The following is a 22,862-nucleotide window of genomic DNA, read 5'->3' as shown; positions in this document are numbered from 1 at the left end:
ATATTTAGTGACGACCGCGGTATTTGTCGACAAAAACCTCCTGATTCTTACGGTCGACGTCCTTTGAAAAGAAACGGCCCCCGAATCCGAGAGCCGTTGATCTTTCCGAGGCGAAGAACTGCTGTCCCTGCTGTTAAGCGGCGTGGCGTGGCCGCGACGCCCAAGCGCTGGCGCGGTCCGCATCGGCGAGAGTGAACCGATCGATCAATTCGCGCAGACGACCCGCCTCCTGTGCCAGGGTCGCGCTGGCCGCATTGGCTTCCTCGACCATCGCGGCGTTCTGCTGCGTCACCTGATCCATCTGATTGACCGCCATGTTGACTTCGGAAAGCCCTGCGGACTGCTCCTGGGCCGAAACGGCGATCGCGTCCATATGTTCGTTGATCGTAACGATAAGGCTCTCGATGGTGCGCAGGGCTTCGCCCGTTTCGCGCACGAGCCGGACGCCGCTTTCGACCTCGTTCGCCGAATTGCGGATCAGTTCCTTGATCTCCTTGGCCGCCTTGGCCGAGCGCTGGGCGAGCTCTCGCACCTCCTGTGCAACGACGGCAAAGCCCTTGCCGGCTTCGCCGGCGCGTGCCGCTTCCACCCCGGCATTGAGCGCCAAAAGGTTGGTCTGGAAGGCGATCTCGTCGATGACACCGATGATGTTGGAGATCTGGCTGGAGGAATGCTCGATTCGCCCCATCGCGTCGACGGCGCCGGAGACGATCGCGCCGGACTTGCGTGCACTCTCGTTCGCCTGGCTCGCCACGGCGCGGGCCTCGTTGGTGCGCTTCGAGGAGTTGGAGACATTGACGGTGATCTGGTCGAGCGCGGCGGCGGTCTCCTCGAGCGATGCCGCCTGTTGTTCGGTCCGTCGCGACAGGTCGTCGGCACTGTGGCTCACCTCACGGGCGCCGCCGTCGATGCTGCTCGAACTCGTCGCGACGGCGGAGAGCGTGTCGGCAAGCTGGGCGACCGCCTGGTTCAGGTCGTGCCGAAGGGGCTCGAAATCGGGCGCAAAAGCCTCGTCGAGCTGGAAGGCGAGGTCGCCGCCGGCCAGCCGCCGCAGTCCGCTTGCAAGCCCGGCCGTCGCTTCTTCGAGACGCCGCTGCGCCGCCGCTTCGGCCTCCTCGGTCACTCTCTGGCGTTCGCTCTCGGATGCGGCGCGCTGGATACGGGCTTCCTCCTCGAGCTTCTGGTTGGTGATTGCAGCCTGCCGAAAAATTTCGACGGCGCGGGCCATTTCACCGATCTCGTCCTTCCGGCCGCCATAGGGGATGCCGCTTGCCGTATCGCCCCCGGCAAGCTTCGCCATCGACGCCGTGATGATCCGGATCGGACGTGCGACGCCGCGTATGGCGTAGGCGACCGCGCCCAGAATGACAAGGGCAGCGAAAGCGATGACCGCGGTTTCGGTGGTCATGGCTTCCTTGTGCGTTGCGGCACTGGCGGCGACGGCGGCGCCGGTGCCGGCAAGATTTGCGGCAAGCACGTCGTCGATCGCCGCATCGACCTTCTTTTCGGCTGCCGCCATCTCGACTTTGAAGACGCTCTGGGCCTTCATGTTCTCGAGGTTGTTGGAATATTTCAGCATGGCATCGGCGTCCGACAGATAGGCCTGGTAGGTCGCATGCACCTTTGCGAGCGCCTCCTTGTCGGCATCCGATGTCGCAAGGACCGCATAGTCTTCCGAAAGCTTGCCGAAGCCTGCGACAGTTTCGCCGATCACCTTTTCCGCCCGTTTCTTCTCGAACGGAGTGAGCGAGATCAGGTGCCGGGCGAAGGCCATCCGGGTGTCCGAAAGCTGAGTCTCCAGCGCCCGGGCCAGCGAGACGCGCGGCAGCCAGCTGGCGGCGAGTTCGTTGTTCCGCTCGTTCAGCATGCGGATGCTGTTCATCGAGGAGAGGGCAAGCGCTGCGACGATGGCGACGACCACTACGAAAAGACCGATCAGCGTATGCGAAATCTTCAGGCGGGACATGGACAACTCCGGAATAGCGTCCGCGAAACTTGGGGTGAACTGTTCCGGCTCTTGATCGTCATGACGGAGCGGATGCAGAAGCAGGAATCATTCCGGTGCTGAAAATGCTCAATGCGTTTCCATCGCGAAAACTACCGAGCAAGGCGTTACAAAACCGCTAATCGGCGAGCCCGGCGGATGCTGAAGCGGCGCTCTCGGACGGCTGCGCGACGTTGCCCACAACTCAGTTGGGCCCCGTCAGCCCGCGTCGTTGACGGCAGGGGCAGGGCCGGCCATGGTCGGTCATGCCTTTCCGATTTATCCATACCGCAGATCTCCATCTCGATTCGCCCTTGCGCAGCCTGGCGCTCCGCAACGAGGAGCTCGCCGGGATCGTGCGGGGTGCCACCCGCAATGCCCTCGTGCGTATCGTCGATCTCTGCATCGCCGAAAGCGTCGACGCGCTGCTGATCGCCGGCGATCTCTATGACGGCAATCAGACGTCGATGAACACGGCGCTCTTCCTCGCCGGTGAGCTGCGCCGTCTCGACGAGGCGGGCATCCGCACCTTCATCATCCGCGGCAACCATGATGCCCAGTCGCAGGTGACGCGCGAGCTGACGCTGCCGGCGTCGGTGCATGTCTTCAGCGGCCGCGGCAAGCCGGTGCTCGCCAAGACTCTGGAAAACGGCAGAGCCGTTCACATTCACGGCATGAGCTTTGCCGACCCGCACGCGCCGGAAAGCCTGCTGCCGCATTTCCAGCCTCCCATCGCGGATGCCATCAACATCGGCATGCTGCACACGAGCCTCGCCGGCTCGGCGGGGCACGACCCCTATGCGCCCTGCAGCGTCGCCGATCTGGAGCGGCATGGCTATGACTATTGGGCTCTCGGACACGTGCACCAGCGGCAGGTCCACGGCGTCAAACCATGCATCGTCATGTCGGGCATGCCGCAGGGCCGGGATATCAACGAATCGGGCGTGAAGGGCGTCACCCTTGTCACGATCGACCACGACGGTGAGGTGACGCTGGAAGAGCGGGCGGTGGGTGCGGCTGTGTTCGAGCGCGTGTCGATCGACCTGACCGGGACGGCGGACTGGCGCGACATGCTGGAGGTCGCCGGCCGGCAGCTCGGTCTGATTCGAAAGGGTCTGCCGGAAGCCGATCTCATCCTGCGGATCACGCTGAACGGTACGACGCCGCTTTCCTGGCGGCTGCGGCGGGATTTCGACCTGCTGCAGGGAGAGCTGGCGAATATCGCCGCCGGGCTCGGCCGATGCTGGGTCGAGAAGATCGAGACCCAGTTTGCAAATTGCAGCAAGCATGCAGGGCCTATCGCTGCCGATCCGATCGGCGAACTGACGGCACTCGTCGAGACCGAAGTGTTGTCGGCCTTCGCCTACCGCGCCGACATGCGCGCCGTCGCCGAGGAGCTGCTGCCGCATCTGCCTGTCGAACTGCGGCATCTGCTTGCCGGGGACGAGGGCATGCTCGACAAGCTGGTGGAGAATGCCGCGCTTTCAGGTAGCGCCGATGTCCTGTCGCATCTCCATGGCCGCAGCCTCGTCGAGGGCATCGACTGATGCGGCTGCAACAGCTGGATCTCGTCCGCTACGGCAAGTTCACTGAACGAAGCCTCGATTTCGGCACTGCCCAGCGGGGAGAGCCAGATTTCCACTTGATCTACGGCCCGAACGAGGCGGGCAAATCGACCCTGTTCTCGGGCTTCCTCGACCTGCTCTTCGGCATCGAACGCATGAGCCCCTACGGCTTCCTGCATCCCTACCAGACAATGCGGATCGGCGGCGTTGTCGAGGCTGGCGGCAAGAGACATCACGCCTATAGGATCAAGCGCAACGCCAACAGCCTTGTCGGTCCCGACGAGCAGCCGCTGCCGGACAACCTCTTCTCCTCGGCGCTCGGATCGATCGACCGGGATACCTACCGCATGATGTTCTCGCTCGACGACGACAGCATCGAGGAAGGCGGGGAAGCCATCCTAAAGAGCGAAGGCGAACTCGGGTCGCTGCTCTTCTCGGCAAGTTCGGGTCTGCCGGACAGCAGTGCGGTGCTTGCCAATCTGCGCACCGAAGCGGACGCCTTCTTTCGCCCCCAGGCGCGCAAGCATCAGCTTGCGGAGCTGAAGGCGGAGCTCGATGCCCTGAAATCCCAGCGCAAAGCAGTGGACGTCAACGCGCGCGAATATGCCGAACTTCGCAAGACGCTGACGAAAGCCCGCGACCGCCACGATGCAGCAGCGCGACAGCGCGCCGAACTGCGCGTGCGCCGGGATCGGCTGCGCGCCGAGCTCGAATCCCTGCCGCTCCTTGCAAGGCTCAACCTTGCACGGGAAGAGCTTGCCGGCACGCAGGCCTTGCCGGTGCCGCCGCAGGAATGGTGGAACGATCTGCCGGCCCTCCGCCGCCGGGAGGTCGAAATCGCTACCCGGCTCCGGCAACTGGACGAGGAACTGGCGCAGCGCCGGGCGGAGCTCGAGGATCTGCCGCGGGACGAAGAGGCGCTTGCGCTCGCGGGACGCTTCGAGGCGTTGCGCGAATCGGCACTCGACGCCCGCTACCAGACGGCCGCCCGCGATATGCCGTCGCGCCTCGACGAATTGGCAAGGGTCTCCGCCGAGATTCGTGCCTGCCTCATCCGTCTCGGCGAGGCGGACAATGCCGATGCCGTTTCGCTGGTGCTGCCGACTGCCCGCGCTGCCCGGCTGCAGGAACTGGTTCGCCAGCACGCGGGCCTCGCGGAGAAGCTGGCGTCGGCGCGCGGGGAGCTCGACAGCGCCAGACGCGATCGTGCTCAGACCGAACGCGATGCGGAGCGGCTCGGCAACGGTGTCGCCGATACGGGCATTCTGGCCGAACGGCTGCATGTGCTGCGGCAGAGCGATTGCCTTTTGCGCCAGCAGGCCGCGACCAGGGAGGTCGACCGGCTGGCGGCGGCGCTTGCCGATGCCATGGACGGCTTGCGGCCGTTCGCCGGCGATGCGGATGAACTGGCGACGCTGCCCGTTCCCGCGCCCGGCGTGGTCGCCATGTGGAAAGCGGAGGAATCCGCTCTTTCGGAGCGGCGGCTGCGGCTCGACGACCGGATCGGCGACGAGCGCGCGCGCCAGGCGGCAGACGAGGCGCGGCTTGCCGCACTCGCTGCAGACGGCGCTGCAGTGGACGATGCGACCGCAGGCGAGCTGCGCCGGCGCCGGGACCTCGCCTGGCAAGTGCATCGCACCAGCCTCGACAAGCGGACGGCAAGCGCCTTCGAGGCGGCATTGCGGGAGGACGATGCCGCCGCGGCGCTGCGCCTCGCCCATGCCGAGCGGCTGGCTGAGATGCGCGGCCTCACTTTGGCGATTTCCGAAAGGCGCGCGCGCCTGCAGGCGCTCGAAGCACAGCGGGAGGCGCTCTCCGAAGAGGGCCAGCGGCTGCACAAAACGGTGGCCGCTGCCGCAAGTGCAAGCGGCTTACCCAACGTCAGGCAAATATCGCAGCTGGAGGCTTGGCTTGCCGCGCGAGCCGCGGCGCTGGCGCTTCGCGCCGAGCTGCGCGCCGCGCACCAGGCGAAAGACCGGGCCGCGTCGGAAGAACAGACGGCGGCACGCGCATTGCGGGGAGAATTGGAGCGCCTGGGCGCGGCGGACCACCTGCCGGACAGCTTTGACGAGCTCCTCGTTGTTGCGGAACGGGTCGTCTCCCGCGCGCAAGCGGCATCGGCGGCCCACAGCACGGCAGTGGCACAGCTTCACCGCGCCACGGAAGCTATGGAAAACCGGGAGACGGTTCTCGCCGCCGCCGAGGCCGCCATGATCCGCTGGGAAGAGGCGTGGGCGGAGGCGCTCGCCGCGACCTGGCTTGCCGGCCGCGCCGACCGGCCGGCTCCGCACGAAATCGGCCCGGTGCTCGCGGTCCTGCAGGACTTCGACAAGCTCATGCAGAAGAAGGGCGAGCTCGACCATCGCATTGCCGGCATGCGGAAAGACCAGGCGAGCTTTGCCGAGGCGATCGTGGATCTCGCCCACGACGCCGGAGAGCAGGGCGATCCGCTCGCGCTTTATGCGTCGCTGCGCGACCGCATCGCCGCCGCACAGCGCCAGGAAGAGCGCCGCCTCGAAGCCTTGGGCAGCATCGAACGTCTAGAGGAGGCGCTTCGGCTGCTGCGCAGCGAGGAGCGGCAGCACCTGGCGATGAAGCAGGTGATGTTCGACTTCTTCGGATGCGAAACGTTGGAGGAGGCCGGACTTCGCCTGGAGGCCGTTCGCGAGCAGGAGCGGCAACGGCTGAGATGCGCCGAGCTTGAACAGGATCTGTTGACCCGGCTCGGCACTGCCACGACCGGAGAAGCCGAATCCATCCTCGCTGGCGTGGACGAGCCCGAGCTCAGGCTTGAACTCACCCGGCTGGAGGAAGCGATCGACGTCATCGATCGCGACGTCAGCGAGTTGCACGCGGAAGTCAGAAACAAGGAAAGGGCGCTTGCCGAGATCGAGGGTGGCGACCGGGTGGCCGAACTCGAGCAGAAGCAGCGAACCATCCTGCTCGAGATCGAGCACAAGGCGGTCGGCTATCTGCGGCTCAAGGCCGGCGTCGTTGCCGCCGAACACGCGCTGAGGCTGTTTCGCGAGCGCCATCGCAGTGCCATGATGCAACGCGCCTCGCGGACCTTTTCGCATATCAGCGGCGGCGAATATGCCGGGCTTTCGACCCAGGCGGAAAAGGGGCAGGAATTCCTGATCGCCAACACGGCGGCGGGCGGCTCGAAGCTCGCCGGCGACCTCTCGAAAGGCACCCGCTTCCAGCTCTACCTTGCCTTGAGAATGGCCGGCTACCACGAGGTCGCCGCGGCCCGCGAGACGCTGCCCTTCATCGCAGACGACATCATGGAAACGTTCGACGACAACCGCGCTGGCCGCGCCTTCGATCTGATGGCGGAGATGGCCCGCGTCGGCCAGGTGATCTATCTGACGCACCACGAGCACCTTTGCGACATCGCCCGCAGCGCCTGCCCCGGGGTAAGACTTCACAGGCTGTAGCGACTGGGCGGAAAAACGCTAAGGTGCTTCCGATTGCGCCCGCATGGTGCGCGACGTGATTTCACGCGTATGCCAAGAGGAGGTTCGAATGGAAATCTTTGAGTGTGGCTCGAGACCCTCGTCGCGCGGACCGTCCGACTATTTTCAGGGATCCGTACGCATCGACCCGGCCTTCGAGGCACCCGCGCCGGCCCGGGTAAGAGGAGCGACGGTCACCTTCGAGCCCGGCGCCCGCACCGCCTGGCACACCCACCCGCTCGGCCAGACGCTCATCGTCACCGCCGGCCGCGGCCTTGCGCAAAGCTGGGGCGGCGAACTCCGCGAAATCCGCGCCGGCGACGTCGTCTGGTTCCCGCCGGGCGAAAAACACTGGCACGGCGCCGCCGCCGACACGGGAATGACCCATATCGCCATTCAGGAGGCGCTCGACGGCAAGGTCGTCGATTGGCTGGAGCATGTGACGGACGAGCAGTCTCGCGGGGGGTGATGAGCCGAATGGCAACGATCGTAGCCACTTACGGTGAATTGCTAATGCTTTGGATAATGGTGGGCGATGAGAGACTCGAACTCCCGACATCCTCGGTGTAAACGAGGCGCTCTACCAACTGAGCTAATCGCCCTTTCGCGTGCCGGACCGCTGTCCGCCGCGTCGGTGGGCGTGATCTATGCGCAACCGGCAAAAACCGCAAGAGCATTCGATCGATTTTTTTGATTTTTTTGCGAGCGGGTCGGCGAGCGCGGGATCGGGCGCTGCCGGCGCTGTGGACAGGAGAGGGGGGCGGCGCCGACGGTAGCGACGTCGCGGCGTCCGGGTAGCGAGAGAGGGGGCTTCGACCGTCCCGCCCTATGCGGATTTTCTCATTTGGGCAGCCTGTGGGTCAAAATTCTCTCCGTCACGGATTTGTCTTCAAACACGCTTGACACCCCAGGGCGAACCGCTTAGTTAGCCGCTCATCGAAACGGCAGGGCCGCTTTGATAAAGGGGTGCGCGAGCGCCCCGGCCAGTCAAGAGAAGCGGGTGTAGCTCAGTCGGTTAGAGTGCCGGCCTGTCACGCCGGAGGTCGCGGGTTCGAGCCCCGTCACTCGCGCCACTCTTCTTCTGGTGCATCGGCATCCTCAAGGAGTGCCGATGGTGAGATAATGGCCTGCCATGGCCATGATGCGCGGGTGTAGCTCAGTCGGTTAGAGTGCCGGCCTGTCACGCCGGAGGTCGCGGGTTCGAGCCCCGTCACTCGCGCCATTTCTCCTCACACCATGCTTCAGTGTCAGTCGGCCGTTTTTGCATTGCCGCAATGCGGTCTCGGCATGGCTCTTGCGGGGAGGGGCGACCGGTTCCCAGGATTCCGTGTTCCACTGTGTCAACTGTGAGAAAGTGCCGTTCAAACCTGTGCCGCGAACCGGTTTAAATGCCTCGTCGAGGCTTGCGCATGGGCGCGGCCTGCGCTAACCACTCTGGCGTTGCAACATGATTTTCGGCCTGCGGCATTCGTTGTTCGAGCGCTTCTCCCAAGGCGCTTCGCAGGCAGGGACGGATAACAATGACAGAACTTCTCGGTTCCTATGTTCCGATCGCGATTTTCATTGGAATCGCTCTTGTGATCGGTCTCGCACTCCTGATCGCTCCCTTCGCAGTTGCCTTCAAGGCGCCCGATTCGGAAAAGCTCTCGGCCTATGAGTGCGGCTTCAATGCGTTCGACGACGCCCGCATGAAGTTCGACATCCGCTTCTATCTTGTGTCGATCCTCTTCATCATCTTCGACCTGGAAGTCGCCTTCCTCTTCCCCTGGGCGGTTTCGTTCAAGGCGATGGGCTGGTTCGGCTTCTGGTCGATGATGGTCTTCCTCCTGGTCCTGACGGTCGGCTTTATCTATGAATGGAAAAAGGGAGCGCTGGAATGGAACTAGCATCCGGCACCACGCTCATTGCGCCGCAGCCGAAGGGCATCATCGATCCCGCGACCGGCAAGCCGATCGGCAGCAATGACGCATTCTTCGGCGAGATCAACAACGAGCTCGCCGACAAGGGCTTCCTCGTCACCTCGACCGACGAGCTGATCAACTGGGCGCGCACCGGTTCGCTGATGTGGATGACCTTCGGTCTCGCCTGCTGCGCCGTCGAAATGATGCAGATGTCGATGCCGCGCTACGATGCCGAACGCTTCGGCTTCGCGCCGCGCGCCTCGCCGCGCCAGTCCGACGTCATGATCGTCGCCGGCACGCTGACCAACAAGATGGCGCCGGCGCTGCGCAAGGTCTACGACCAGATGCCCGAGCCGCGCTACGTCATCTCGATGGGCTCCTGCGCCAATGGCGGCGGCTATTATCACTATTCCTATTCGGTGGTGCGCGGCTGCGACCGCGTCGTGCCCGTCGATATCTACGTGCCAGGCTGTCCTCCCACGGCAGAAGCGCTGCTCTATGGCGTGCTTCTGCTGCAGAAGAAGATCCGCCGGACCGGCACCATCGAGCGCTAAGGCAGGGGGTTCTTTTCAATGAGTGAAGCCCTGAACGAGCTTGCGACCTATCTTCGGGAAGCACGCGGATCGCTGATTGCCGACGCGGCGATGAAATATGGCGAGTTGACGCTGACGGCGACGGCCGACAACGTCATCGAACTCCTGACCTTCCTGCGCGACGATCCGCGATGCGGCTTTGTGAGCTTTATCGATGTCTGCGGCGTCGACTATCCGCAGCGGCCGGATCGTTTCGATGTCGTCTACCACCTGCTGTCGCCGCGCCAGAACCTGCGCGTCCGCGTCAAGGTCGCGACCGGCGACGGCGAGCCCGTGCCGTCGGCAACCTCCGTCTACCCTGGCGCCGACTGGTTCGAGCGTGAAGCCTACGACATGTACGGCATTCTCTTCACCGGCCACCCGGATCTGCGCCGTATCCTCACCGACTACGGCTTCGAAGGTTATCCGCTGCGCAAGGACTTCCCGCTGACCGGCTTCGTCGAGGTTCGCTACGACGATGAAGTTAAGCGGGTGGTCTATGAACCCGTCGAACTGAGACAGGAATTCCGCAACTTCGATTTCCTTTCGCCCTGGGAAGGCACGGAATACGTGCTGCCCGGCGATGAAAAGGCGAAGGCACGGTGAGATAAGTCGGCCCGCGGCGATCCCGAGGGGATCCCGTCCGGCCTGGAGCAATCGGTATGACCGAACACAACGTCCGGAACTTCAACATCAACTTCGGTCCGCAGCATCCGGCCGCGCACGGCGTTCTGCGCCTCGTGCTGGAGCTTGACGGCGAAATCGTCGAGCGCGTCGATCCGCATATCGGCCTCTTGCACCGCGGCACCGAGAAGCTGATCGAGGCGAAGACCTATCTGCAGGCGGTGCCCTATTTCGACCGGCTCGACTATGTCGCGCCGATGAACCAGGAGCACGCCTTCGCGCTTGCCGTTGAAAGGCTGACGGGCACCGAAGTGCCGATCCGCGGCCAGCTTATCCGTGTCCTCTACTCGGAAATCGGCCGCATCCTCTCGCATCTCCTCAACGTCACCACCCAGGCCATGGACGTCGGTGCGTTGACGCCGCCGCTCTGGGGCTTCGAGGAGCGCGAGAAGCTGATGGTGTTCTATGAGCGGGCCTGCGGCGCGCGCATGCACTCGGCCTATTTCCGTCCAGGCGGTGTCCACCAGGATCTGCCGCATGAACTGGTCGACGATATCGGCAAGTGGATCGATCCGTTCTTGAAGACGGTCGACGACATCGACGAGCTTCTGACCGGCAACCGCATCTTCAAGCAGCGCAACGTCGATATCGGCGTCGTCAAGCTCGAGGACGCCTGGGCCTGGGGCTTCTCGGGCGTCATGGTGCGCGGTTCGGGTGCCGCCTGGGATCTGCGCCGCGCGCAGCCCTATGAGTGCTACTCCGACATGGAGTTCGACATCCCGATCGGCAAGAACGGCGACTGCTACGACCGCTACCTGATCCGGATGATCGAAATGCGCCAGTCGGCGCGGATCATGCGGCAATGCGTCGATCGCCTGCTCGGCGACGCTAAGGTCGGACCGGTTTCTTCGCTCGACGGCAAGATCGTGCCGCCAAAGCGCGGCGAGATGAAGCGCTCGATGGAGGCGCTGATCCACCACTTCAAGCTCTATACCGAGGGCTATCACGTGCCGGCCGGCGACGTTTATGCCGCGGTCGAGGCGCCGAAGGGCGAGTTCGGTGTCTATCTGGTCTCCGACGGCACCAACAAGCCCTATCGCTGCAAGATCCGTGCGCCGGGCTATGCGCATCTGCAGGCGATGGATTTCCTCTGTCGCGGACACCAGCTCGCCGATGTTTCGGCCGTGCTGGGCTCCCTCGATATCGTGTTCGGCGAGGTGGATCGCTGATGCGTCTGGCGCCGCTTGCCGTTCTCGGGTTTCTCGCGCTGAGCCCTGCCGCCGTCGCTCAGGAGGATGTCGCCAGCACGTCCTCCTCCGGGCTGCATGGCGGCTCCATGGCCGCGCTCCTGTCGAAGGGATACGAGATCAAGGCAGCCGTCGCCAACGGCACGCGCTACATCGTGTTCATGCAGAAAGACCAGTCCGCCTATGCCTGCGAATTCGTCACGCTGACGAAATCGCGGTGCGGTTCGATTAATTGATAAGGTGTCCACTAGAATGTCCGTTCGTCGACTAGCCGAAGACACTGTCCAGCCAGCGAGCTTTGCATTCAGCAAGGAGAACGCGGCCTGGGCCGAGGCAACGATCAACAAATATCCTAAGGGCCGCGAGCAATCGGCGATCATTCCGCTGCTGATGCGCGCCCAGGAACAGGACGGCTGGGTGACGAGGGCGGCCATCGAGTCGATCGCCGACATGCTCGGCATGGCCTATATCCGCGCCCTCGAAGTGGCGACCTTCTACACGCAGTTCCAGTTGAAGCCGGTCGGATCGCGCGCCCATGTGCAGGTCTGCGGCACGACGCCCTGCATGCTGCGCGGTGCGGAAGACCTCATCAAGGTGTGCAAGAAGAAGATCGCCGCCGAGCCCTTCACGCTGAACAGGAGCGGCACGCTCTCCTGGGAAGAGGTCGAATGTCAGGGCGCCTGCGTCAACGCGCCGATGGTGATGATCTTCAAGGACTCTTACGAGGACCTGACGCCCGAGCGGCTCGAGGAAATCATCGACGGCTTCGACGCAGGCAAGGGTGCCGAAATCGAGCCCGGCCCCCAGATCGACCGCATCTTTTCCGCACCGGCCGGCGGGCTGACGACATTGCAGCTCGTGGAAGCGCCTGAAAAGACCAAGGCGCCGGCCCGCGCCAGCAAGGCGAAGGCTGAAGAAGCGGTAAGTGTGCCGCCGTCGAACGCCGCCAAACCGGAGACCGCCGCAGACGTCACCAATCCGGCGCTGAAGACCCCGGCGACCGCGAGGAAAGCGGCGGCGAAGAACGCCAAGGCCGAAGGCGAGACGGTCGACAAGTCCAAGCCGGCGAAGAAGCCGCGGTAAAGAGGTGACCCATGCTGAGAGATGAAGATCGCATCTTTACCAATATCTACGGCCTCAAGGACAGGTCGCTCAAGGGCGCGATGGCGCGCGGCCACTGGGACGGCACCAAGGAGCTGCTCGAGAAAGGTCGCGACTGGATTATCAACGAGGTGAAGGCCTCGGGCCTGCGCGGCCGCGGCGGCGCAGGCTTCCCGACCGGCCTCAAATGGTCCTTCATGCCGAAGGAAAGCGACGGCCGGCCGCATTACCTCGTCGTCAATGCCGACGAGTCGGAGCCCGGTACCTGCAAGGACCGCGACATCATGCGCCACGATCCGCATACGCTGATCGAGGGCTGCGTCGTGGCAAGCTTCGCTATGGGCGCGCACACCGCCTACATCTACGTGCGCGGCGAGTTCATCCGCGAACGCGAGGCGCTGCAGGCCGCGATAGACGAATGCTACGAATACGGCCTGCTCGGCAAGAACAACAAGCTCGGCTACGATATCGACGTCTTCGTCCATCACGGCGCCGGCGCCTATATCTGCGGCGAGGAAACGGCGCTGCTCGAGAGCCTCGAGGGCAAGAAGGGCCAGCCGCGCCTGAAGCCGCCGTTCCCGGCGAATATGGGCCTCTATGGCTGCCCGACGACCGTTAACAACGTCGAATCGATCGCAGTCACGCCGACCATCCTCCGGCGCGGCGCCGGCTGGTACACGAGTTTCGGCCGCCCGAACAACCATGGCACCAAGCTCTATTCGGTCTCCGGCCACGTCAACCGTCCCTGCACGGTCGAGGACGCCATGTCGATCCCGTTCCACGAGCTGGTCGACAAGCACTGCGGCGGCATCCGCGGCGGCTGGGACAATCTGCTCGCCGTCATCCCCGGCGGCTCGTCGGTTCCCTGCGTGCCCGGCGCGCAGATGAAGGACGCCATCATGGACTATGACGGCCTGCGCGAGCTTGGCTCAGGCCTCGGAACGGCGGCCGTCATCGTCATGGACAAGTCGACCGACATCATCAAGGCGATCTGGCGGCTTTCCGCCTTCTACAAGCACGAGAGCTGCGGCCAGTGCACGCCCTGCCGCGAAGGCACCGGTTGGATGATGCGCGTCATGGAGCGCATGGTGCAGGGCCGCGCCCAGAAGCGCGAGATCGACATGCTCTTCGACGTGACGAAGCAGGTCGAAGGCCACACGATCTGTGCGCTTGGCGACGCGGCCGCCTGGCCGATCCAGGGCCTAATCAAGCATTTCCGTCCGGAAATGGAAAAGCGGATCGACGAATATACGCGCAATGCAACGTCGCACGGCGCCGTATTGGAAGCAGCGGAGTAACGAGCGATGGCCGGGACGCGCAATGAAGGACAGGGCATGAAGGCGGCAGTCATTCCTTTTGTGCGGCCCTTGGGCGCCGGCTCGGCCGATCCGTTCGGCATGGCCGAATGGATGAAGACCATGCCGGCCGTTCCGCTGATGGCCAATCCCGTGGCTGCCGTAGCGGCGGCGACGGCGCTCGGCTTCGGCCTGTCGAGCCACTTCGCAGGCGTCATGTTCGGCGCCATGCAGGGGGCTGCAAGCGCTCTGCAGAAGAGCGCCGGCGTGGCCGAACCGGCGGAGATTGCCGAACCGGCACCGACCGTCGAAAAGCCCGAGCCTGTAACGCAGCGGGCTTCGCCGGCGCCGGCGGCCAGCGAGGACCGTCCGGCTCCGGTCGCCCGCGAGTCCAAGCCAGCTCCGGCTGCCCGCGAGGCTCGGCCCGCACCGGCTGCCGTCGCCAAGCCCAAGGCGCGCGCCGCCAGGAAGCCCGTCGCAGCGAAGCCGAAGGGCGGCGTCGCCGACGATCTCAAGCAAATTTCCGGGATCGGCCCGAAGCTCGAACAGGTGCTGAATGGCCACGGCCTTCGTCGGTTCGCCGACATCGCGGCTCTGAGCGAGGCGGATGTCGCGCGGCTCGATGCCGAGTTCGCGCTCGATGGCCGCATCCTGCGGGACGATTGGATCGGGCAGGCAAAGACGCTGATCGGCAAGAGATAACGTGACGGCCGCCCGGTCGTTACCATACCGGAAGAGCCGTGAAGGAATTGTCCGGCGCCGCAGAAGGCAGCCGGACGGAAGACAGGATTGAGTACGAAGATGGCAAAGCTGAAAGTCGACGGAAAAGAGATCGAGGTCCCGGATCATTTCACGCTGCTTCAGGCGTGCGAAGAGGCCGGCGCCGAGGTTCCGCGCTTCTGTTTCCATGAGCGGCTTTCGGTTGCCGGCAATTGCCGCATGTGTCTGATCGAGGTGAAGGGCGGGCCGCCGAAGCCGGCCGCCTCCTGCGCCATGGGCGTGCGCGATCTGCGCCCCGGCCCGAATGGCGAGGCGCCCGAAGTCTTCACGACGACGCCGATGGTCAAGAAGGCCCGCGAAGGCGTCATGGAATTCCTGCTGATCAACCATCCGCTCGACTGCCCGATCTGCGACCAGGGCGGCGAATGCGACCTGCAGGACCAGGCGATGGCCTTCGGCATCGACAGTTCGCGCTATCAGGAAAACAAGCGCGCCGTCGAAGACAAGTATATCGGTCCGCTCGTCAAGACGGTGATGAACCGCTGCATTCACTGCACGCGCTGCGTCCGCTTCACGACGGAAGTGGCGGGCATCGCCGAACTCGGGCTGATCGGCCGCGGCGAAGATGCCGAAATTACCACCTATCTCGAACAGGCGATGACTTCCGAACTGCAGGGCAACGTCGTCGATCTGTGCCCGGTCGGCGCGCTGACCTCGAAGCCCTTCGCCTTCACGGCGCGTCCGTGGGAGCTCAACAAGACCGAATCGATCGACGTCATGGATGCGGTCGGCTCGGCGATCCGCGTCGACACCCGCGGCCGCGAGGTGATGCGCATCATGCCGCGCGTCAACGAGGAGATCAACGAAGAGTGGATTTCCGACAAGAGCCGCTTCATCTGGGACGGGCTGAAGACGCAGCGTCTCGACCGGCCCTATGTGAGAAGGGACGGCCGTCTGCAGGCCGCGACCTGGCGCGAGGCCTTCCAGGCGATCAAGGCTGCCGTCGCCAAGACCTCGGGCGACAAGATCGGTGCGATTGCCGGCGACCTCGCCTCCGTCGAGGAGATGTACGCCCTGAAGGAGCTCATCACTTCGCTGGGCTCTGAGAGCGTCGACTGCCGCCAAGACGGCGCAGCCCTCGATCCGTCGCTCGGCCGCGCAAGCTACCTGTTCAATCCGACGATCCAGGGAATCGAGAGCGCCGACGCGCTGCTCGTCATCGGCTCCAACCCGCGCTTCGAGGCTTCGGTTCTCAATGCGCGCATCCGCAAGCGCTATCGCATGGGCAAGTTCCCGATCGCGGTGATCGGCGAGCGGGGTGAACTGCGTTACGACTATGAGTATCTCGGCGCCGGCACGGAGACGCTCGCTGAGCTCGTTTCCGGCAAGGGCAAGTTCTTCGAGACGCTCAAGAATGCCGAGCGGCCGCTGATCATCGTCGGCCAGGGTGCGCTTGCAGGGGAGGGCGGTTCTGCCGTTCTCGCCAATGCCGCAAAGCTTGCCGTCGCGGTCGGTGCGGCCGGCGGAGAATGGAACGGCCTTGCCGTCCTGCACACGGCGGCATCACGCGTCGGCGGTCTGGACCTCGGTTTCGTTCCCGGCAAGGGCGGCATTTCGGCAGCGCAGATGGCCGGCAGCGCAGAGGTGCTGTTCCTGCTCGGCGCCGACGAGATCGATCTTTCGGCGCGTAAGGGCTTCACGGTCTATATCGGCTCGCACGGCGACAATGGCGCGCATGCGGCGGATGTCATCCTTCCCGGCGCCGCCTATACGGAGAAGTCCGGCACCTGGGTCAACACCGAAGGCCGCGTCCAGGTCGGCAACCGCGCCGGCTTTGCACCGGGAGACGCGCGCGAGGACTGGGCGATCATCCGCGCCCTTTCCGACGTGCTCGGCCGCAGGCTGCCGTTTGATTCGCTTGGGGAATTGCGTGCCAAGCTCTACGCGGCTCATCCGCATTTCGCAGAGGTCGACAGCATCGCCGCAGGAAGCAGCGACGAAATTGCCGCACTTGCGCAAAAAGCCGGTGAGATGGGCAAATCCATGTTTGCGTCTCCGGTCAAAGACTTCTATTTGACGAACCCGATAGCGCGCGCATCCGCCGTCATGGCCGAATGCTCGGCCTTGGCGCGCAACAATTTCAAAGCTGCCGCGGAATGAGCGCGAGGGAATAGAGCATCATGGACGCTTTCATTTCGAGCTACGTCTGGCCCACGGCCATCATGATCGGCCAGTCGCTGCTGCTTCTGGTCGCGCTGCTGGTCTTCATCGCCTATATCCTGCTCGCCGACCGCAAGATCTGGGCCGCCGTGCAGCTTCGCCGCGGTCCTAACGTGGTGGGCCCCTGGGGACTTTTCCAGTCCTTTGCCGACCTTTTGAAATTCGTCTTCAAGGAGCCGGTCATTCCGGCCGGCGCCAACAAGACGATCTTCCTGCTCGCGCCGCTCGTCTCGGTGACGCTGGCGCTTGCCGCCTGGGCCGTCATTCCGCTCAATGCGGGCTGGGTGATCGCGAACATCAATGTCGGCATCCTCTTCGTCTTTGCCATATCTTCTCTCGAGGTTTATGGCATCATCATGGGCGGCTGGGCGTCGAACTCGAAATATCCCTTCCTGGGCGCGCTGCGCTCCGCCGCGCAGATGGTGTCCTATGAAGTCTCGATCGGCTTTGTCATTGTCACGGTGCTGCTCTGCGTCGGTTCGCTCAACCTGACGGACATCGTCAATGCGCAGTCGGACGGCCTTGGAACGATGATCGGCCTGCCGGCCTCCTTCCTCGACTGGCACTGGCTGTCGCTGTTCCCGATGTTCATCGTGTTCTTCATCTCGGCGCTCGCCGAGACGAACCGTCCGCCCTTCGACCTGCCCGAAGCCGAGTCCGAACTCGTCGCCGGCTTCATGGTCGAATACGGCTCCACCCCGTACATGATGTTCATGCTCGGCGAATACGCTGCGATCTGCCTGATGTGCGCGCTGACGACGATCCTGTTCCTCGGCGGTTGGCTGCCGCCGGTCGATATCTGGATCCTGAACTGGGTGCCGGGCATCATCTGGTTCGTGCTGAAGGCCTCGCTCGTGTTCTTCATGTTCGCGATGGTCAAGGCTTTCGTCCCGCGCTACCGCTACGACCAGCTGATGCGTCTCGGCTGGAAGGTCTTCCTGCCGCTGTCGCTGGCGATGGTCGTCATCGTCGCATTCGTTCTGAAGCTCATGGGATGGGCATGATGCCCGCCCGCGCTTCGCTGCATACCGCCGACCCCTCCCAGGCCGGCAAATTTGGAGGTAAATGATGGCCGGTCTTTCGCAAGCCGTCAGCTCGCTGTTCCTCAAGGAATTCGTCGGCGCATTCCTGCTGTCGATGCGGTATTTCTTCCGGCCGAAGGCGACCGTGAACTATCCCTTTGAAAAGGGCCCGGTCAGCCCGCGCTTCCGCGGCGAGCATGCGCTGCGCCGCTATCCGAACGGCGAAGAACGCTGCATCGCCTGCAAGCTCTGCGAGGCGATCTGTCCTGCCCAGGCCATCACCATCGAGGCCGGCCCGCGCCGCAACGACGGCACCCGCCGCACGGTGCGCTACGACATCGACATGGTGAAGTGCATCTATTGCGGCTTCTGCCAGGAAGCCTGTCCGGTCGATGCCATCGTCGAAGGGCCTAACTTCGAATTCGCCACTGAGACGCGCGAAGAGCTCTATTACGACAAGGAAAAGCTGCTCGCCAACGGCGACCGGTGGGAGCAGGAAATCGCGCGCAACATTGCAATGGACTCGCCCTACCGCTGAGGCCATTTGCGTAAACGCCGCATCGCGCCGCTCGCAAGGGGCACATGCGGAACGGTTTTGGCACTGGCCGGACAGACGTCCGGCTTTGCCTCATGGAGTGAGGGCGGTCGGCCTTCACGCCGAGCAAGACGAAAAAGGCACCGATCATGGGTCTGCAGGCTCTTTTTTTCTATCTCTTCGCCTTCATCGCGGTGGCGTCGGCATTCATGGTCATCGCGGCCAAGAACCCGGTCTATTCGGTTCTGTTCCTGATCCTGACCTTCTTCAATGCGGCCGGCCTCTTCCTGCTGACGGGCGCCGAGTTCCTGGCGATGATCCTGCTGGTGGTCTATGTCGGCGCTGTCGCGGTTCTCTTCCTTTTCGTGGTCATGATGCTCGACATCGACTTCGCCGAACTGCGGGCGGGCGTCCTGGAATACGCGCCGGTCGGTGCGCTGATCGGTCTGATCCTCGCCGCCGAATTGATCATCGTCGTTGGCGGTTCGACCTTCTCGCCGCAGATCGCCAAGGGCATTTCCATGCCGATCCCGGCGGCTACCGAGCGGACCAACACGGCGGCACTCGGGGACGTGCTCTACACCCATTACATCTATTTCTTCCAGATCGCCGGGCTCGTGCTGCTCGTCGCCATGATCGGCGCCATCGTGCTCACCCTGCGTCATCGTGAAAACATCAAGCGCCAGAGCATTCCGCGCCAGGTTGCCCGCTCGCCCGAGACCGCCGTCGAGGTGGTCACGGTCAAGCCGGGGCAGGGCCTTTAATCGGGACGCGAGGTCGAGGGATCGGACATATGGAAATCGGAATCTCCCACTATCTCACCGTCAGCGCCATTCTGTTCACGCTCGGCGTCTTCGGCATCTTCCTCAACCGGAAGAACGTCATCATCATCCTGATGTCGGTGGAGCTCATCCTACTCGCGGTCAACATCAACATGGTCGCCTTCTCGTGGGTTCTCAAGGACATTACGGGCCAGGTCTTCGCGCTGTTCATTCTGACCGTCGCGGCCGCCGAAGCGGCGATCGGGCTTGCAATTCTCGTCGTCTTCTATCGCAATCGCGGCTCGATCGCCGTCGAAGACGTCAACATGATGAAGGGCTGACAGGGCCATGGACACGATTATCAAGGCTATCGTCTTTCTGCCTCTGATCGGCTTTCTGATCGCCGGCCTGCTCGGTACGCAGATCGGTGCCAAGGCATCCGAATATGTGACCAGCGGCCTGATGCTGATTGCGCTGGCGCTCTCCTGGTTTGTTTTCTTCGACGTCGCACTCGGCCACGAGGAGATGATCAAGGTCTCGGTGCTCCATTGGATCCAGTCGGGCAGCTTCGACGTCGAATGGGCCTTCCGCGTCGACACGTTGACCGCCGTCATGTTCGTGGTCGTCAACACGGTCTCGACCCTGGTGCACATCTATTCGATCGGCTACATGCACCACGATCCGCATCGTCCGCGCTTCTTCGGCTACCTGTCGCTCTTCACCTTCGCGATGCTGATGCTGATCACGTCGGACAACCTGCTGCAGATGTTCTTCGGCTGGGAAGGCGTGGGCCTCGCGTCGTACCTGCTGATCGGCTTCTGGTACAAGAAGCCCTCGGCCAATGCCGCGGCGATCAAGGCCTTCATCGTCAACCGCGTCGGCGACTTCGGCTTCTCGCTCGGCATCTTCTGTGTCTTCGTCCTCTTCGGCTCGATCAATCTCGAAACGGTCTTCGCCGCCGCCCAGAGCTACATTCCGGCTGAAGGCGCAGTGGCAGGGGAGGCGGTGATCACGCTCTTCGGCATGCATCTCGACAAGGCCGATGCGCTGACGGCTACCTGCCTGCTGCTCTTCATGGGCGCCATGGGCAAGTCGGCGCAATTCCTGCTGCACACCTGGCTGCCGGACGCCATGGAAGGCCCGACGCCGGTTTCCGCGCTGATCCATGCCGCCACCATGGTGACCGCCGGCGTTTTCCTCGTCGCCCGCATGTCGCCGCTCTTTGAACTGTCGCCGGATGCGCTGACTGTCGTCACGCTGGTCGGTGCGATCACCGCCTTCTTCGCCGCGACCGTCGGTCTCGTGCAGAACGACATCAAGCGCGTCATCGCCTATTCGACCTGCTCGCAGCTCGGCTACATGTTCGTGGCGCTCGGCGTCGGCGCCTATGGCGCCGCGATCTTCCACCTGTTCACGCACGCCTTCTTCAAGGCGCTGCTGTTCCTTGGCGCCGGTTCGGTGATCCACGCCGTCGATGGCGAGCAGGACATGCGCTACATGGGCGGCCTGCGCACCCATATCCCCGTCACCTACTGGATGATGTTCATCGGCACGATCGCGCTGACGGGCGTCGGTATTCCCGGCACGGTGATCGGCACGGCAGGCTTCTTCTCGAAGGATGCGATCATCGAATCCACCTTCGCATCGCACAGCGTCGTTTCCGGTATTGCCTTTGCGCTCTTGGTGATCGCCGCCCTGTTCACCAGCTTCTATTCCTGGCGCCTCACCTTCATGACCTTCCACGGCACGCCGCGCGCGTCGCACGAGGTCATGCATCACGTCCACGAGTCGCCCCAGGTCATGCTGGTGCCGCTCTATATCCTCGCGCTCGGTGCGCTCGTCGCCGGCTTCCTGTTCCACGATTATTTCTTCGGCCATCACTACGCCGAATTCTGGCAGGGCGCGCTCTTCACGTCGGCCGAGAACGAAATCCTCGAGGAGTATCACCACGTTCCGCTGTGGGTGAAATGGAGCCCGTTCGTTGCCATGGCGCTCGGCCTGTTTACCGCCTGGTACATGTATATCCGTTCGCCGGAAACGCCGAAGTACCTCGCCCGGCAGCATCGCGGTCTCTACCAGTTCCTGCTCAACAAGTGGTATTTCGACGAGCTCTACGATTTCCTCTTCGTCCGCACCGCCAAGCGTCTCGGTACCTTCCTCTGGAAGGAGGGTGACGGTCGCGTCATCGACGGCTTCGGGCCGAACGGGGTGGCGGCGCGCGTTCTCGACGTGACCGATCGCGTCGTCCGGCTGCAGACCGGATACCTCTATCACTACGCGTTCGTCATGCTGATCGGCATTGCGGCGCTCGTTACCTGGATGATGCTCGGGAGTTCCTTCTGATGACCGATTGGCCCGTACTTTCCGCGGTCACCTTCCTGCCGCTGGTCGGCGCCCTGCTTCTCCTGCTGATGCGGGAAGACAGCGCCGCCGGCCGCCGCAACATCCTGAACATCTCGCTCATGACCACGATCGTGGTTTTCGGCCTGTCGCTCTATGTCTGGTATCAGTTCGATCCGTCGAATCCCGGCTTCCAAATGGTCGAGAAGCATGAGTGGCTCGGCACCGGCATATCCTACCATCTCGGCATAGATGGTATTTCGGTGCTGTTCCTGCCGCTGACGGCATTTCTGATGCCGTTCTGCGTGCTGGCGAGCTGGGTCACGATCGAGAAGCGCCTGAAGGAATACATGATCGCGTTTCTGATCCTGGAAACGCTGATGCTCGGCGTCTTCGTCTCGCTCGACATCGTGCTCTTCTACGTCTTCTTCGAGGCGGGCCTCATCCCGATGTTCATCATCATCGGCGTCTGGGGCGGCAGGGACCGCGTCTATGCGAGCTACAAGTTCTTCCTTTACACGCTGCTCGGCTCGGTTCTGATGCTACTCGCCATCATGGCGATGTATTGGCAGGCCGGCACGACCGACATCACCGAACTGCTCAAGTACAATTTCCCGCGCCAGATGCAGACCTGGCTGTGGCTTGCCTTCTTTGCGTCCTTCGCGGTGAAGATGCCGATGTGGCCGGTCCATACCTGGCTTCCCGACGCGCACGTCCAGGCGCCGACGGCGGGCTCCGTCATCCTGGCCGGCATTCTCCTGAAGCTCGGCGGCTACGGCTTCCTGCGCTTCTCGCTGCCGATGTTCCCGCTGGCGTCCGATTATTTCGCGCCGCTCGTCTATACGCTCTCGATCGTTGCGATCATCTACACCTCGCTGGTGGCTATGATGCAGAGCGACATCAAGAAGCTGATCGCCTATTCCTCCGTTGCCCACATGGGTTACGTGACGATGGGGACCTTTGCTGCGAATGTCCAGGGTGTTCAGGGCGCGATCTTCCAGATGCTCTCGCATGGCATCGTCTCGGGCGCGCTCTTCCTTTGCGTCGGCGTCGTCTACGACCGGCTGCACACGCGCGAAATCTCGGCCTATGGCGGTCTCGTCAACAACATGCCGAAATATGCCGTGGCCTTCATGGTGTTCACCATGGCCAATGTCGGTCTTCCGGGCACCTCGGGCTTCGTCGGCGAAGTCCTGACGCTGGTCGGCGCCTTCCGCGCCAATACCTGGGTTGCCCTCTTTGCGACCAGCGGCGTTATCCTGTCGGCCGCCTATGCCCTCTGGCTCTATCGCCGGGTGATCTTCGGCGCGCTGGAGAAGGATAGCCTCAAGGCGATGCTCGACCTGTCGACGCGCGAGAAGGTCATCCTTTATCCGCTGGTGATCCTTACGATCTTCTTCGGTGTCTATCCGGCGCCGGTCTTCGATGCGACGGCGGCCTCCGTGGATCTGCTCGTCAACAACTACGCCGCAGCCCTGCAGGCAGCGCAAGACGTTGCGCTTTCGGTGCACTGACCACAG

At 63.5% G+C, this 22,862-nt stretch carries 19 protein-coding genes and 3 tRNA genes; 20 read left to right on the top strand and 2 right to left on the bottom strand.

Annotation, left to right across the window (positions count from 1 at the left end; all coding sequences use genetic code 11):
- Positions 1 to 133 precede the first annotated feature (133 nt).
- Positions 134 to 1,966, bottom strand: coding sequence for a methyl-accepting chemotaxis protein (locus CO656_RS16500; RefSeq protein WP_097526435.1), 1,833 nt, complete (start codon positions 1,964 to 1,966; stop codon positions 134 to 136).
- 284 nt (positions 1,967 to 2,250) lie between these two features.
- Here CO656_RS16500 and CO656_RS16495 point away from each other — a divergent pair, with 284 nt between their 5' ends.
- From CO656_RS16495 to CO656_RS16485, 3 genes are all read left to right on the top strand, one after another.
- Positions 2,251 to 3,531: an exonuclease SbcCD subunit D gene (locus tag CO656_RS16495; RefSeq protein WP_097526434.1), complete on the top strand. Its 1,281-nt coding sequence runs from the start codon at positions 2,251 to 2,253 to the stop codon at positions 3,529 to 3,531.
- Positions 3,531 to 6,986, top strand: a complete 3,456-nt coding sequence (locus CO656_RS16490; protein ID WP_097526433.1) for an AAA family ATPase — start codon at positions 3,531 to 3,533, stop codon at positions 6,984 to 6,986. The genes CO656_RS16495 and CO656_RS16490 overlap by 1 nt, the downstream gene beginning before the upstream one ends.
- An 88-nt stretch (positions 6,987 to 7,074) precedes the next feature.
- Positions 7,075 to 7,473 carry a cupin domain-containing protein gene (locus tag CO656_RS16485; RefSeq protein WP_037414104.1) on the top strand — a complete coding sequence of 133 codons (399 nt, stop codon included), beginning with the start codon at positions 7,075 to 7,077 and terminating at the stop codon, positions 7,471 to 7,473.
- Between the two features lie 57 nt (positions 7,474 to 7,530).
- Here the strand turns inward: CO656_RS16485 and CO656_RS16480 are convergent.
- Positions 7,531 to 7,606: transfer RNA gene (locus tag CO656_RS16480), tRNA-Val, on the bottom strand.
- 394 nt (positions 7,607 to 8,000) lie between these two features.
- Here CO656_RS16480 and CO656_RS16475 point away from each other — a divergent pair.
- The 17 genes from CO656_RS16475 to CO656_RS16395 all read left to right on the top strand — a co-directional run bounded on the left by CO656_RS16475 (position 8,001) and on the right by CO656_RS16395 (position 22,856).
- Positions 8,001 to 8,077 (top strand) — tRNA-Asp (locus CO656_RS16475).
- A gap of 72 nt (positions 8,078 to 8,149) precedes the next feature.
- Positions 8,150 to 8,226, top strand: a tRNA-Asp gene (locus CO656_RS16470).
- Between the two features lie 298 nt (positions 8,227 to 8,524).
- Positions 8,525 to 8,890, top strand: coding sequence for an NADH-quinone oxidoreductase subunit A (locus CO656_RS16465; protein ID WP_037389059.1), 366 nt, complete (start codon positions 8,525 to 8,527; stop codon positions 8,888 to 8,890).
- The gene (locus CO656_RS16460; protein WP_037414105.1) at positions 8,881 to 9,459 is read left to right on the top strand and encodes an NADH-quinone oxidoreductase subunit B; all 579 of its coding nucleotides are present in this window, start codon (positions 8,881 to 8,883) and stop codon (positions 9,457 to 9,459) included. The genes CO656_RS16465 and CO656_RS16460 overlap by 10 nt, the downstream gene beginning before the upstream one ends.
- Positions 9,460 to 9,477: 18 nt before the next feature.
- Positions 9,478 to 10,083 (top strand): NADH-quinone oxidoreductase subunit C, encoded by a 606-nt coding sequence (locus tag CO656_RS16455; RefSeq protein ID WP_097526432.1) that lies wholly within the window; start codon positions 9,478 to 9,480, stop codon positions 10,081 to 10,083.
- A 56-nt stretch (positions 10,084 to 10,139) separates the two neighbouring features.
- On the top strand, positions 10,140 to 11,330 hold the full coding sequence (locus CO656_RS16450) for an NADH-quinone oxidoreductase subunit D (RefSeq protein WP_037414108.1): 1,191 nt from the start codon (positions 10,140 to 10,142) through the stop codon (positions 11,328 to 11,330).
- Complete coding sequence (locus CO656_RS16445; protein WP_037389051.1) at positions 11,330 to 11,584, top strand: hypothetical protein; 255 nt, start codon at positions 11,330 to 11,332, stop codon at positions 11,582 to 11,584. The genes CO656_RS16450 and CO656_RS16445 overlap by 1 nt, the downstream gene beginning before the upstream one ends.
- Before the next feature lie 16 nt (positions 11,585 to 11,600).
- Positions 11,601 to 12,431, top strand: a complete 831-nt coding sequence (nuoE, locus tag CO656_RS16440; protein WP_097526431.1) for an NADH-quinone oxidoreductase subunit NuoE — start codon at positions 11,601 to 11,603, stop codon at positions 12,429 to 12,431.
- An 11-nt stretch (positions 12,432 to 12,442) separates the two neighbouring features.
- Positions 12,443 to 13,747: an NADH-quinone oxidoreductase subunit NuoF gene (gene nuoF / locus CO656_RS16435; protein ID WP_097526430.1), complete on the top strand. Its 1,305-nt coding sequence runs from the start codon at positions 12,443 to 12,445 to the stop codon at positions 13,745 to 13,747.
- A gap of 6 nt (positions 13,748 to 13,753) precedes the next feature.
- Positions 13,754 to 14,446: an NADH:ubiquinone oxidoreductase gene (locus tag CO656_RS16430; RefSeq protein ID WP_176536614.1), complete on the top strand. Its 693-nt coding sequence runs from the start codon at positions 13,754 to 13,756 to the stop codon at positions 14,444 to 14,446.
- Positions 14,447 to 14,545: 99 nt separating this feature from the next.
- Positions 14,546 to 16,624 (top strand): NADH-quinone oxidoreductase subunit NuoG, encoded by a 2,079-nt coding sequence (gene nuoG, locus CO656_RS16425; protein WP_097526429.1) that lies wholly within the window; start codon positions 14,546 to 14,548, stop codon positions 16,622 to 16,624.
- 20 nt (positions 16,625 to 16,644) lie between these two features.
- On the top strand, positions 16,645 to 17,688 hold the full coding sequence (gene nuoH / locus CO656_RS16420) for an NADH-quinone oxidoreductase subunit NuoH (RefSeq protein ID WP_037414126.1): 1,044 nt from the start codon (positions 16,645 to 16,647) through the stop codon (positions 17,686 to 17,688).
- 64 nt (positions 17,689 to 17,752) lie between these two features.
- Positions 17,753 to 18,244 carry an NADH-quinone oxidoreductase subunit NuoI gene (gene nuoI, locus CO656_RS16415; RefSeq protein WP_097526428.1) on the top strand — a complete coding sequence of 164 codons (492 nt, stop codon included), beginning with the start codon at positions 17,753 to 17,755 and terminating at the stop codon, positions 18,242 to 18,244.
- Positions 18,245 to 18,390: 146 nt separating this feature from the next.
- Entirely contained in the window at positions 18,391 to 19,005 is a 615-nt protein-coding gene (locus CO656_RS16410) for an NADH-quinone oxidoreductase subunit J (RefSeq protein ID WP_097526427.1), read from the top strand.
- A gap of 29 nt (positions 19,006 to 19,034) precedes the next feature.
- Entirely contained in the window at positions 19,035 to 19,343 is a 309-nt protein-coding gene (gene nuoK / locus CO656_RS16405) for an NADH-quinone oxidoreductase subunit NuoK (protein WP_037414132.1), read from the top strand.
- A gap of 7 nt (positions 19,344 to 19,350) precedes the next feature.
- Positions 19,351 to 21,345 (top strand): NADH-quinone oxidoreductase subunit L, encoded by a 1,995-nt coding sequence (nuoL, locus tag CO656_RS16400; protein ID WP_097526426.1) that lies wholly within the window; start codon positions 19,351 to 19,353, stop codon positions 21,343 to 21,345.
- Positions 21,345 to 22,856, top strand: a complete 1,512-nt coding sequence (locus CO656_RS16395) for an NADH-quinone oxidoreductase subunit M (protein WP_097526425.1) — start codon at positions 21,345 to 21,347, stop codon at positions 22,854 to 22,856. The genes nuoL and CO656_RS16395 overlap by 1 nt, the downstream gene beginning before the upstream one ends.
- Positions 22,857 to 22,862: the final 6 nt, after the last annotated feature.

It is taken from the genome of Sinorhizobium sp. FG01 (genome assembly GCF_002531875.1).
In the GTDB taxonomy this organism is placed as follows: Bacteria; Pseudomonadota; Alphaproteobacteria; order Rhizobiales; family Rhizobiaceae; genus Sinorhizobium; species Sinorhizobium fredii_C.
This window is presented reverse-complemented; position numbering and strand designations above follow the sequence as displayed.